This window comes from Bradyrhizobium sp. 18BD, from assembly GCF_054185225.1.
Window position 1 is genome coordinate 31,386 of sequence record NZ_JAVAYL010000009.1, and the last position, 12,373, is coordinate 43,758.

Consider the following 12,373-nt stretch of genomic DNA (forward strand, 5'->3'; position numbering starts at 1 on the left):
CGAGCCGACGAAGCCGTTATTTCCGTTCAATCAGCTGAGCGATCTCCCAGACATGACCTGACGGGTCGGCAAAGGACGCGGTTCGCCGCCCCCACGGACGGTCGATCGGGCCATTGAGCAGTTCGACACCGATCTGTCGAAGGGCTGAACACACCTGATCGACGTCAGCGACCCTGATCGTCAGGAGCGCGCGCGCCCCCGCGGAGGACTGCGCCACACGCAACGGCTCGACGAGCGTCGGTGCCTGAGATACGTCAAGAAGATTGATCAGAAGTCCGCCAAATCTCAGCACGGACGAGACCGCGTCCTCCCAGACCGTCTGAGACCCAAAAACCTTGGCGTAGAACGCTTTCGACGCTGCAATGTCATCGACGAACAGCGTGATGACTTCAACTTCGTTTGGCAGTCCAATGGTCATGTCGCCCTGCTCCTCGCCGCTGCGGCGTCAGCCCGCATGAACAACACAAGCCGCGCACCGTGATATCTCACGATGTCGCGGCCTGACGCAATTCCGGCGAGCGGGGGAGCTGCCCTGCCTAGTTGAACAGGTCCGGTTCCGCCTCGGTGATCCAGTCCCACAGCGGCTGGAAACTGAAATAGCCGCCCTTGTGCGTGCCGACCTGAAGCGAGGTCAGGCTCGCGACCTCATGCGGGATCGGCTTTGGCGTGCCGGCGGCCTCGGCGAGCAACTGGGCGCGGGCGGCATTGTCCATCGCAATGTACCACCAGGCGGCGGCCTCGATGGTCGGCCCCACCGTGAGCAGGCCGTGATTCTGCAGGATCGCAGCCTTCTTCGATCCCAGCGCCTGCGCGATCTTGCGGCCCTCCTCCGCCTCCAGCACGACGCCGGAGAACGGATCGAACAGCACGTGGTCCTCGTAGAAAGCGCAGGAATCCTGCGTCAACGGATCGAGCAAGCGGCCGAGCGCCGACCAGGCCTTGCCATAGGTCGAATGAGTGTGGGCAGCCGCGATCACCTCGGGACGCGCGGCGTGGATCGCCGAGTGAATCACGAAGCCGGCCTGGTTGATCGGCTTGTCGCCGATCAGGATGTTGCCGTCGTGGTCGACGAGCTGAAGGTCGGAGACCTTGATCTGGCTGAAATGCTTCGACAGCGGGTTGATCCAGAACCGCTCGGGAAACTCCGGATCGCGCACGGTGACATGACCAGCGAGGCCCTGATCGAAGCCATAGCGCGAGAACAGCCGGAACGTCGCGGCGAGACGCTGCTTGCGGTGCAGCCTCTCCTCCTCGAACGTCGCCGCGGGCGTGCGCTCGACCAGGGAATACTTCTTGGGCTTCTCGACGACCTTGTTCATGGTTGCGGCTCCTGTTCTAGTATTCGAGGTTCTTGTCGAAGACGTCGGCCAGCGACACGCCATGCGCATAGGCGTCGAGATTGACCAGCGTCTTGTCGGCCAGCCGCTTGACGTCCTCGCCTCCCGTCCACGAGACGTGCGGGGTCAGGACGATCTTGGGGTGATCGTAAATCGGATCGCCATCCAGCGGCGGCTCGGGGTCTGTGACGTCGAGCGTGGCGCCGGCGATCCGCCCCTCATCGAGCGCCTGCAGCAGGGCGGATTGATCGACAATCCGGCCGCGCGCGACGTTGATCAGATGCAGCGATGTCTTGGCCCGCGCCAGCACGTCGGCGTTGATGAGGTGTGCCGTCTTCGTCGTCGCCGGCAGCGCCAGGACGAGATGATCGGAGACCTCGACCAACTGCTCGATGCTGTCCACGGGCTGAATGCCCGGAAGAGCGTATGGCCAGGCCGACCGCCTGAGCACTTTGATGTTGACGCCGAACGGCTTGACCCGCTCGGCAACGGCGCGGCCGATCGCGCCAAAGCCTGCGATCCCGACCGTCTTGCCGCCGAGCGAGCCCAACGGGACGATCTTCCATTGCTCGCGACTGCGCGGCCGGATCTCGTGGATGCGCTTTTCAAAGCCGAGGATTGCCGCGACCACATATTCCGCGATCGGATCGGCCGAGATGCCGCGGCCGACCGTGACCACGGGACCGTCGAGCAGCCACGACGGAAAAAAATCGACGCCGGTCGACGCGGTCTGGATCCAGCGCAGGCCGAACGGCCAACCCGCAGGCTTCTGCGCAGGCGCCTTGCTCCAGCCCGCCAGCGGCCGCGTCAGCAGCACGTCGGCCTCCGGCGCGACCTCCCACGCCGCACGATCGGCGGGATGATCTATAATCAGCGGGCGCGACCAGTGATCGACGAGCGCGGCGCGAACCTCCGCGCCGAGCTGATTGACAATGATCGGCGATCGCACGCTGGTGGAGGTGCGCTTGCTTTCAATTCGGGGAGTGTTCATGTCACGCGTTCATGATGGCCTTGATGCGGACATGCTAGGCGCACGAGGCAAGATAGTCTTTTCAAAGATCATCGGCATCGGGCAACAACAGGACGACGCTTCCGACCGAAGCATAACGATTCATCTCTGCGCGCAGAGCTGCTATTTCCTGCCGACGACATCAGGCTTCTGCGCCTTCGATTGCGCCGCTGCCTCGCCGGCACGACGGAATACGGTCTCCATCAGCCATTGCTCGTTGGGAAACTGCTCCGCCCATTCATCCCAGCCGGAGTGCTTGCGGTACTGGCCAAGACGTCCGGACGCCAGCACGTCCTCCTGCTCACGGAGACGCGGCGGTCGCAATCGGGCGCGACATAGATCGCGTCAGCACGGCAATAGAGCTCGCACATGAAGCAGGTCTGGCAATCCGCGACGCGCGCGAGAACCGGCAAGCCGTCGCGGCCCGGATCGAGCACGTTCGCCGGGCAGACCTCGACGCAGGCTCCACAGTCCGTGCAGCGCTCTGCGATGATGAGTTCGATCATGACACCGCCTCGAGTTGACCCGGCCGGGCGTTTTCTGATGGTCGATCCGGCGCAACCCAAACCCGGTCCAATCCGCCGCTGAGCAGGCGCGCGGCCAATCGCGGATCCTGCGCCGGATAATCCTCTCGGCGGTGCAGTCCCCTGCTCTCCTTGCGCGCAGCCGCCGTGGCCACCGACCAGCGCGCAGTCGCCAGCAGCGCAGCCGTCTCGCGCAAAGCGATCGAGCTCGCCTGTCCGTGGTCGGCCACCTCACGCCACAGATCTTCAAGTGCTTGCGAAGAGGCCGCGAGCCCTGCTTCGGTGCGGAACAGGATCTTGTCGAACGGATGCATCTCGGCGCGCACGCCGTCCCTGGCTGCGGTCACATCAACGGCCTTTGCCCCGCTGCGCGGGCGAAGCCCAGCCTGTCCAAGCGGTGTGAGCTCCGTGATGCGACTTTTCGTACTGCGCGCGACCCGCGCGGCATCGTTTCCCGCGAGCACGCCCGACGATAGCGCCCAGGCCGAATTGACGTTGCCGCCGCCGGAAATCGCGCCTGCGACCTTCTCGCGCGATGCGTTGTCACCGGCAACGAACAGTCCCGGCACCGATGTCGCGCCAGTCACGTCAAGGACGCGCACACCGCCAATGCCGCGGATCGTTCCGTCGTTGTGCAGGGCGACTTCGAAACGGTCGCGATAGGGATCGATGCCCCAGCGGTCGAACACCAATGGCACGTTGGGCGAGATCGTATGCATCCGCGCTTTGATGTCGTCGGGTAGACGATGCAATGAGCAAGTGACCGGTCCGCGCTGGAGCGCCCGGGCGAGACGAACGGTCTGATCGGGGCCAAACGGAAGATCCAGCTCGTTTCCGTCCTCGTCGTAGTAAGTCGCAAACGAATAGGCCATGCTGCGCGTCATCGTGGAATGCGCCGGCGCAATCGTGTAGGCGGCGGTGAATTCCATCCCGGAGAGTTCTGCGCCCGCCTCGGCCGCCATAAGGTAGCCGTCACCGGTGTTGGTTTGCGATCCCAGCAGATGCGACAGAAAGCTGGTTCCGCCCGCCGCAAGCACCACCGCGCCCGCCACGATCCGATACGCGCGCCCGCCGTCCTGACGGCGCTGGCCGCGTGCGCCGCCGATAGAGCCATCGGGACGCGCCAGCAGCTCGATGACGGGGGAATGATCGAGAATGGTGACGCCGTGGCCCAGCACATGCTGCCGGAGCGCTCGCATGTATTCCGGCCCGCGCACTGCGCGGTAGTTCGTCCTCCCCTCGTCGTCTACGCCAAACTTGTAACGCCCGGCGAGCGTCGGCAGCGTGCGCCAGGTCTGGTCGAGGATGCGATACATCCATTCTGCCTCGCCAAGACCGAGGCCGGCGGCAACGCGATTGGCGACGGCCGCATCGCGCGCCGCGGGAGGGTCCGGCGGCACCCACCAATGGCCCGGCCCCGCCGCGGCCGTCACGCCACTGGTGCCGCAATAGCCCTTGTCCGCGAGAACGACGCGCACACCGGCCTGAGCCGCCGAAACCGCGGCCCATGCGCCGGCCATTCCGCCGCCGACGATCAGCACGTCGGTCGTGATCGACAGCTCATCGAGCGACGACGAAGCCATTGTCTCTACCTCCAGCACTCCCGGCCTAAAACGCGGGTATCTGCCCCGGCAGCTTGTCCTTGATGAGCTGGCGGACAGTGTCGTTCTGATAGGCGTGCACCAGCTTCCCGACCCAGGGCGCGTCCTTGTCCTTTTCGCGAACGGCGATGAAGTTGTTGTAGGGATTGTTGACGGAGGACTCGATTGCGATGGAATCCTTGCCCGGGATGAGGCCGGCCGGAACGGCGTAGTTCGTGTTGATGACGGCGGCATCGACGTCGTCGAGACTGCGCGGTAGCTGGGCGGCATCGATTTCGCGAATTCTGAGCTTTTTGGGATTAGCGGTTACATCGAGCGCAGTCGGCAAGATCCCTACGCCGTCCCTGAGCTCGATCAGCTTCTCGGCCTGAAGCAGGCGCAGGGCCCGGCCACCGTTCGATGGATCGTTCGGGATCCCGATCGAGGCGCCGTCCTTGATCTCGGCGACCGACTTTGCCTTCCGGGAATAGAGCCCGATCGGGGCGACGATCGTCTCGCCGACGGCAACGATCTTGTATCCCCGCGTCTTGATCTGGTTGTCCAGGAACGGCTTGTGCTGGAAGGCATTGGCGTCGAGATCGCCGACATCAAGCGCGGCATTGGGCAGCAGATAATCGTTGAAGACGACGACCTGAACATCGAGACCGTCCTTGGCCGCGATCTCCTTGACCTTGGCCCAGATGATCTCGGCATCGCCGCCGGATATCCCGACCTTGATCTTCTGATCCGCAGAGGCCGGCGCGGTGAACAGAGCAAGGGCGGCCATCACCAGAAACAAGCGGCGCGTCATGATCTACGATCTCCTATTCAAGCTTCATGTCTGATTGAGAAGGACTACCCGACACGGGCAACCAGGATGTCTGCCGTGGCATCTGCGAATTCGGCCGACATGTCGTGAAAGACAATACGTTCCTGAACGGTCGCGACGCGCGGCCGATGGTTTGAGGTCGCCGCGCCTTGTCGATCCGGACCGGCCGATCGCGACCGGCCGATCGCGCGGGCAAACCGCCGCGAGCCCGCAATCTCTGCGGCCTGCGTCGCGCTGCCGGCCGCGAACGCAAGGCTCATGTGATCGACGTCGACGACATAGATCATGGCGCTTTCTTAGCTGCCGAAACCGGCCGGAATGAACGCCGGCAGCTTCTCCTCGATGAACTGCTTCACCTCCGGCGAATTGAATACCTGGATGAAGGCCTTCAGCCGCGGATCGTCCTTCTTGTCCGGCCGGGCCGTGAAGCGCAGCACCAGGCCCTCGTCGACGGTGCGATCGATGATCAGTGCGGACTTCGGATCGCCGCCGGCTGGAATGAGATAGGTGATGTTGACCAGCGCCAGCGTCACATCGTCGAGCGACCGATAGGTCTGCGCCGGGTCGAGCTCGACGATCTTGAGGTTCTTGGGATTATCGGTGATGTCGAACTTGCTGACCGAGAAACCCTTGCCTGGCGCGAGCTTGATCAGCCCGGCCCGCTCCAGCAGGATCAGGCCGCGCGCGCCGTTGAGCGGCTCGTTCGGGATGGCCACGCTGTCGCCGGACTTGATCTCGTCGAGCGTCTTGACCTTCTTCGAAAACAGCCCGACCGGCGCGATCACACCGACCTTGTCGGCCTGCACCAGGTTGAAGCCGCGCTGCTTGTTCTGAAGCGCAAGATAGGTCGCATGCTGGAACAGATTGGCATCGACCTCGCCGCTGTTCACGACCTCGTTCAACGCCACCCAGTCCGACAGCTCGACGATCTTGACGTCCTGCCCTTTCTCCTTGGCGAGCTTGGCGGCAAAGGACGCCAACTGCCCGACAGGGCCGGCGCTGGTTGCGATCTTCAGGGGTTCGCCGGCAAAGGCGGCGGCAGTGAATGCAAGCCAAAGACCGGCGGCCTGGGCGGTACGACGAAGGATCTTCATTGTCTCAAGTTCCATTTGCAGTTCAGGTAAACCGTCTCAAGCGGCCTTGCGCGCACCGGCGTCGGCCTGCCCCAGCGCCTGGCCGAGATCCGCCAGGATATCGTCGGGATGCTCGATCCCGACCGACAGGCGGACGTAGCCGGGGGCGACGCCCGCGGCGAGCTGCTCGGCCGGGCTGAGTTGCTGATGCGTCGTCGATGCCGGATGAATGGCCAGCGAGCGGGCGTCGCCGATATTGGCGACGTGGTAGAACAGCTTGAGCGCATCGATGAAACGCCGCCCGGCTTCGACGCCGCCTTTCAGCTCGAAGCCGACCAGCCCGCCATAGCCGCCCTTCAGATAGACATCGGCCCTGCGCCGGTTCTCCCCATTCTGCAGGCCGGGGAAGATCACGTTCGAAACCGAGGCATGCTTGGACAGGAAGTTCGCGACCTTGACCGCGTTCTCGTTGTGCTGGCGGATGCGCAGCGGCAGGGTTTCGAGGCCCTGAATGAACTGGAAGGCATTTTGCGGCGCGATTGATGCGCCGAGGTCACGGAGCAGCTTGACGCGGGCCCGCAGGATGTAGGCGATCGGACCAAGCGGCTTCGCCGCCTCGGTCCAGATGGCGCCGTGATAGGCCTCATCGGGCTTGTTCAGCAGCGGGAAGCGCTCCGCATGCGCGGCCCAGTCGAAATTGCCGCCGTCGACAATGGCGCCGCCGATCGCGGTGCCGTGGCCACCGATATATTTGGTCGTGGAATACACCACCACCGCGGCACCATGCTCGAACGGGCGTGCGATCAGGGGCGACGCCGTGTTGTCGAGAATAAGCGGTACGCCCAGGGAGCGGCCGATATCCGCGACCTCCTTGATCGGGAATACGTTCAGCTTGGGATTCGGAAGCGTCTCGCCGAAATAGGCCCGCGTCTTCGCATCGGTCGCACGGCGGAAGTTCTCTGGGTCGGCCGGATCGACAAACCGGACCTCGATGCCGAACTGCTTCAGGGTCTGCGACAGCAGTGTCCAGGTGCCGCCATAGAGATCGGTCGAGGACACGATGTTGTCGCCGGCCTGGGCGATGTTGAAGATCGCGAAGGCGGAAGCCGTCTGTCCTGAGGCAACGGCGAGCGCGGCCGCACCTCCCTCGAGCGCAGCGAGCCGATCCTCAAACGCCTGCTGGGTCGGATTGCCGATACGGGTGTAGATCGGACCAAGCTGCTCGAGCGCGAACAGGCGCGAGGCGTGATCGGTATTTTCGAACTGGAATGACGTGGTCTGGTAGATCGGAACTGCCACCGCGCCAGTCGCGGGGTCGATGCGGTACGATCCACCATGCAACGCGAGCGTCTCGAAATTCCGGGTCTCCAACGCCATCTGCAAATCCCTTTCGATCTCGAGAACGCGCATCGTGCGCGGCAAGCCGTGCTTGTCGACGAAAATGATGCGGTCGGATTCCGCGGCTGTCGAGCGGGTCGGAGAAATAGCGATGCGCGTGCTGCAACGACGCCGCTTCGTAATGCGTTTGTTTCCGGTCCTTCGCTGAATTGGAAACAAACTCGCCCGCGCAAAATGATAAAAAATCGTCACGCGAAGCGGATGGGCTTCGCAATTGACGATCGGGCCCAAATCATGACGAGACCGCGCGAGCTGCGCTTCAACGCTTTCAACATGACCGCGCCGAGCCACAATTGGGCCGGCCTATGGTCTCATCCGCGCGATGCGTCGATCGACTACAACACGCTCGAATATTGGGCTGACTACGCCAGAACTGCGGAGCGCGGGCTGCTCGACGGCATCTTCCTGGCCGATGTGTTCGGCGTATACGACGTCTATAGCGGCAATGCCGATGCCGCCGCGTTACATGCCGTGCAGCTTCCCAACGCGGATCCGACGCTGCTGGTGTCCGCTATGGCGCTCGTCACCCACCATCTCGGCTTCGGCATCACCTCGAACCTGACCTTCGAGCACCCTTATCAACTGGCCCGCACGTTTTCGACGCTCGACCACATCACCAATGGCAGGATCGGCTGGAACATCGTCACCGGCTATCTCAATAGCGGCACGCGCGGCATGGGCCTCCCGGCCAACCGCGCCCATGACGACCGCTATGACGCGGCCGAGGACTTTCTCACCGCGACCTACAAGCTGTGGGAGTGCAGCTGGGAGGACGACGCCGTTCGCCGCGATCGCGACCGCCGCATCTTCACGGATCCTGCGAAGCTGCATCGGGTCCGGCATGACGGCCCATATTTCAAGGTCGACGGCATCCATCTCGCCGAGCCCTCGCCGCAGCGAACGCCGCTGCTGTATCAGGCCGGCACCTCGAAGCGCGGCCGCGCCTTTGCGGCCCAGCATTCGGAAGCGATCTTTCTCAATGGCCAGACCAAGCCCATCCTTGCGCGCGCTGTCCGCGAGATACGGCAGGCAGCCAAGAACTATGGCCGCGATCCCTACGACATCCGCCTGTTTGCCGGCGCGACCGTGATCGTGGCGCCGACCCGTGCCGAAGCGAACGATCTGCTCGAGGACTACGCGCAGCATGTCGACCAGACCGGCCAGCTCGCCCTTTTGTCGGGCTGGACCGGCATCGACTTCTCGACCTATCGGCCCGACCAGCCGATCGAGTACGTCGAGAGCAATGCCATCCAGTCGATGGTCGAGAATTTTACGGTACGGAGCGACCGGCCGGTTAGTGTCGGCGACCTCGCGAGGCTAAGCCGCGCCGGCGCCCGGTCGCCCTTCGTGGTCGGCTCGCCGCAGGACGTCGCCGACGAGCTGATCGCCTGGGCGGATGAGACCGACGTCGACGGCTTCAACCTGTTCCGCCTGGTCGCGCCGGAGTCGCTGAACGCCTTCGTCGATCTCGTGGTGCCGGAGCTGCAATCGCGCGGCGTCTACAAGACCACCTATCGCGAGGGAACGCTGCGCGAAAAGCTGTTTCCGGAGCGTGGCCCGCGGCTGCACGCGACGCATCCCGGCGCAAGTTTCCGGCGCCTGCCGACCGGCACGGCAGACGTGCGCCAAGTCGACGCTGCCGAATAGCCGCCTGATCGACGCGAGGCGCTGCCACGCATCGACCGTCGCAAGCAGAACGGTTCTTCACGACAGTATTTTCTGATCGAGATATGGCTTGCCGCCCCGTGATGATGGGATCGGCGAGGCTCTCCCAGACCACGGCAAGGAAGCGGCCTTCGGCATGGTCCCGCGCGCCGGCCCGAAATGGGTCGGCATCCGGTAGATGCGTCCGGGTTCGAACCGATAGCTCATCGGGCGCCCACCGACGGCAACGCATCCAGCAGCGGCTTTGCCAGGTGCAGAACCTCGTAGGCGACCCCATCGTCCCCACCGGCCGGCTCGCGCTCGGAGAGCAGGATACGCGTGAACGTCCAGCTCTGCGGGTCCACGCCGACGATCGCGGCCACCGTTCCATGCTGCTCCGCCACCTCCCGGTTGCGCGCAATCTCGGCAGCGAAGGCCGCGGTCAGATCGGCATCGATCGGGATGCTTAGCTCCTGCTTGTAGATGAAGCGTGCGTCGCTGGCCCGGCCACGCCGCGCGTCGAGCGAGAAACGCGTTTGGATATCCGCCCGGCCGAAGCTGTCGGTGACGACCTTGTAACGGCCATTCACCAGGAAATTGCGGAAGGCTTCATCCGTCCGCCAGAGATAGAGCGACGAATAGCTGCTTGCGATCGCGCCGTAGCGGCCGCGCTCGCGGAGCAGAAAACCCTTGAAGTGCAGTTCGGGAACGTCGTTCCACAACGCCCCACGCTCCTTGGCGCGGCTGCGGATGATTCCGATGTCGTAATCGGCAGGAAGCCGGTGAATGTAGTGAGCAATCGTCATCTGGCATGCCTCATCGTTGACCTTCAGCCCGAGGGAAAAGATAGCCGGAGGTTGATCATATAAAAACGATATGAAACTATGTCTCAGTGATTGATAATTGGAATGACTGGGATGAAGACGCTGGACATCGAAGCGGTGCAGGCCTTCGTGCTCACCGCCGATCTGAAGAGCTTTACCCGCGCCGCCGAAGCAATGGACACGACGCAGTCGACGATCAGCCTGAAGATCAAGCGGCTCGAGGATGAACTCGGGCGAAGGCTGCTCGATCGCACGCCGCGACTCGTTCGCCTGTCCGTCGACGGCGATGCCTTCCTCGCACCCGCGCGGACGCTGCTTGCCGCTCACCATGGCGCACTCGGCAGCTTTGGTCTGGAGCGGCGGCGCCTTGTCGTCGGCATCAGCCACCACATCGTGGGCGCGGAGCTGCCGGTCCTGCTGCGTCGGATGAAGAGCGCAGAGCCGGGCCTCGTGCTCGAGATTCGCGTATCGACCTCGCGCCAGGTGCTGGACGAGTTCGACCGCGGCGCCATCGACGCTGCGATCGTGCTGCGCCACGACAATCGCCGGCGCGGCGGCGAGGTCATCCTGAAAGAAACCTTCGGCTGGATGGCGTCCGCCGATTTCGAGCATCATGACGGAGAGCCGCTGCGGATCGCCACGCAGGCCGATCCTTGCAGCGTGCGCAGCATGGCCGTCGACGCACTCAACAAGGCCGGCATTGCCTGGACCGAGGTCTTCGTCGGCGGCGGCGTCGCCACCATCGGCGCGGCGATCTCGGCGGGTCTTGCGGTCGCGGCGCTCGGGCGGCACGTCGCCCCTGGCGACACGATCGATGTCGGGGCGCAGTTGGGATTGCCTCCGCTTCCGTCGCGCGACGTGGTGCTGCATGCAAGTCCCGGGGACCAGCAGACCAAGCATTCCCTGAGAACCCTGACGGCTGCGATCCGGGCTACTGCGGCCAAGCACTAGCTGCAATCTGCCGCGCAGCCGCGGTCCTGCCGGGCAGACAACTCCATTCTTCATGCGCAGCGCATAGGAGAATGTTCGTTCCTTTCTGCGCCACATTCCGAAATTGCCAGGCGACCTCGATCGTCGGCACATTGCGGACGCTCGTCTCCCCACACAGAGGTCGAGACGGCAACGCAGCTCGTTGAACAGGATATTCGAAATGCACCATCCAACATCGCGCCTGCGGGTCCTCGCCGCGGCTGCGCTCAGCTTCTTAGCCCTCGCGTCGAGTCAACCCGCGATGTCCGAGGAGCTCCGCATCGGCTACCAGAAATCCTCGACGCTGACGGCGATCCTGAAGACGAATGGAGAGCTCGAGAAGGCGCTGGCGCCGCTCGGCATCACCGTCTCCTGGCACGAGTTCACCAGTGGCCTGCCGCTGCTGGAAGCGATCAACATCGGCAGCGTCGATTTCGGCGCCGACGTCGCCGACACGGTGCCGATTTTCGCGCAAGCCGCGGGCGCCAAGCTTGCCTATATAGCGGAGGAAGCCGCCTCGCCGGCGGCCCAGGCGATCGTCGTGCCGCAGTCGTCGACCATCAAGACCATCGCTGATCTCAAGGGCAAGAAGATCGCCGTCACCAAAGGCGCCGGCAGCCACTATCTCCTGCTCGCGGCGCTGTCCAAATCCGGACTGAACTTCAAGGACATCACGCCTGCCTATCTGACACCGGCCGACGGCCGCGCAGCCTTCGTCAGCAACAATGTTGATGCCTGGGTCGCGTGGGATCCGTTCCTGACCAGCGCCCTGCGCCAGACGAAGGGCGGGATCCTCACCGACGGCAGCAATGGCCTTGCGAGCTATAAACGCTACTACCTCGCTTCAGCCCCTTATGCGGACAAGCACGATCAGGTTCTCAACGTGATCTTTGCAAAACTCTCGGAGACCGGCAAATGGGTGAAGGCTCAGCCCAAGGACGCCGCCACGCTGCTCGCTGGGCTCTGGGGCATCGACGCGGCAACTGTCGAGGAGGCCAATAGCCACCGCTCCTACTTGGTGGGCGCGGTCACCGGCCCGGGCCTCTTCGAGCAGCAGCGCATTGCCGGTGCTTTCCATGCCGAAGGTTTGATCCCCGTGAAGATCGACACAACGGGGATCAAGATCTGGTCGCCAAAGGGATCGTGATTCAGGCAGCCTGCGGCTCACACCACGGCATCACTGCGC

Annotated in this window: 13 protein-coding genes and 1 pseudogene; 3 read left to right on the plus strand and 11 right to left on the minus strand. The window is 63.9% G+C overall.

From position 1 onward, the window contains the following. Positions 1 to 16: 16 nt before the first annotated feature. The 10 genes and pseudogenes from RAD16_RS17665 to RAD16_RS17710 form a co-directional block, all read right to left on the minus strand. Positions 17 to 418 carry a VOC family protein gene (locus RAD16_RS17665; RefSeq protein WP_458159171.1) on the minus strand — a complete coding sequence of 134 codons (402 nt, stop codon included), beginning with the start codon at positions 416 to 418 and terminating at the stop codon, positions 17 to 19. Positions 419 to 536: 118 nt separating this feature from the next. After that, positions 537 to 1,319: a class II aldolase/adducin family protein gene (locus RAD16_RS17670; protein ID WP_458159172.1), complete on the minus strand. Its 783-nt coding sequence runs from the start codon at positions 1,317 to 1,319 to the stop codon at positions 537 to 539. A gap of 16 nt (positions 1,320 to 1,335) precedes the next feature. Beyond that, positions 1,336 to 2,328 carry an NAD(P)-dependent oxidoreductase gene (locus RAD16_RS17675; RefSeq protein ID WP_458159173.1) on the minus strand — a complete coding sequence of 331 codons (993 nt, stop codon included), beginning with the start codon at positions 2,326 to 2,328 and terminating at the stop codon, positions 1,336 to 1,338. Between the two features lie 141 nt (positions 2,329 to 2,469). Continuing rightward, complete coding sequence (locus RAD16_RS17680; protein WP_458159410.1) at positions 2,470 to 2,637, minus strand: hypothetical protein; 168 nt, start codon at positions 2,635 to 2,637, stop codon at positions 2,470 to 2,472. 107 nt (positions 2,638 to 2,744) lie between these two features. Next, positions 2,745 to 2,852 (minus strand): annotated as a pseudogene (locus RAD16_RS17685) (4Fe-4S dicluster domain-containing protein); the annotation flags it as partial. Continuing rightward, complete coding sequence (locus RAD16_RS17690; RefSeq protein WP_458159174.1) at positions 2,849 to 4,453, minus strand: FAD-dependent oxidoreductase; 1,605 nt, start codon at positions 4,451 to 4,453, stop codon at positions 2,849 to 2,851. The gene RAD16_RS17690 and the pseudogene RAD16_RS17685, both read right to left, overlap by 4 nt. A 25-nt stretch (positions 4,454 to 4,478) precedes the next feature. Then, positions 4,479 to 5,261: a MetQ/NlpA family ABC transporter substrate-binding protein gene (locus RAD16_RS17695; protein ID WP_458159175.1), complete on the minus strand. Its 783-nt coding sequence runs from the start codon at positions 5,259 to 5,261 to the stop codon at positions 4,479 to 4,481. Between the two features lie 44 nt (positions 5,262 to 5,305). Beyond that, complete coding sequence (locus tag RAD16_RS17700) at positions 5,306 to 5,566, minus strand: hypothetical protein (RefSeq protein WP_458159176.1); 261 nt, start codon at positions 5,564 to 5,566, stop codon at positions 5,306 to 5,308. Positions 5,567 to 5,575: 9 nt separating this feature from the next. Beyond that, entirely contained in the window at positions 5,576 to 6,373 is a 798-nt protein-coding gene (locus tag RAD16_RS17705; protein WP_458159178.1) for a MetQ/NlpA family ABC transporter substrate-binding protein, read from the minus strand. A 36-nt stretch (positions 6,374 to 6,409) separates the two neighbouring features. After that, positions 6,410 to 7,729, minus strand: coding sequence for an O-acetylhomoserine aminocarboxypropyltransferase/cysteine synthase family protein (locus RAD16_RS17710; RefSeq protein ID WP_458159179.1), 1,320 nt, complete (start codon positions 7,727 to 7,729; stop codon positions 6,410 to 6,412). Positions 7,730 to 7,984: 255 nt separating this feature from the next. Between RAD16_RS17710 and RAD16_RS17715 the strand changes: the two genes are divergently transcribed. After that, a complete protein-coding gene (locus RAD16_RS17715) occupies positions 7,985 to 9,397 on the plus strand; it encodes an LLM class flavin-dependent oxidoreductase (RefSeq protein WP_458159180.1) in 1,413 nt (470 codons plus the stop codon). A 221-nt stretch (positions 9,398 to 9,618) separates the two neighbouring features. Here RAD16_RS17715 and RAD16_RS17720 read toward each other — a convergent pair whose 3' ends face one another. Then, positions 9,619 to 10,200 (minus strand): DUF4865 family protein, encoded by a 582-nt coding sequence (locus RAD16_RS17720; protein ID WP_458159181.1) that lies wholly within the window; start codon positions 10,198 to 10,200, stop codon positions 9,619 to 9,621. Positions 10,201 to 10,311: 111 nt separating this feature from the next. Here RAD16_RS17720 and RAD16_RS17725 point away from each other — a divergent pair, with 111 nt between their 5' ends. Then, positions 10,312 to 11,169, plus strand: coding sequence for a LysR family transcriptional regulator (locus RAD16_RS17725; protein ID WP_458159398.1), 858 nt, complete (start codon positions 10,312 to 10,314; stop codon positions 11,167 to 11,169). Positions 11,170 to 11,368: 199 nt separating this feature from the next. Further along, positions 11,369 to 12,334, plus strand: coding sequence for an aliphatic sulfonate ABC transporter substrate-binding protein (locus tag RAD16_RS17730; RefSeq protein ID WP_458159182.1), 966 nt, complete (start codon positions 11,369 to 11,371; stop codon positions 12,332 to 12,334). The last annotated feature ends 39 nt before the right edge of the window (positions 12,335 to 12,373 follow it).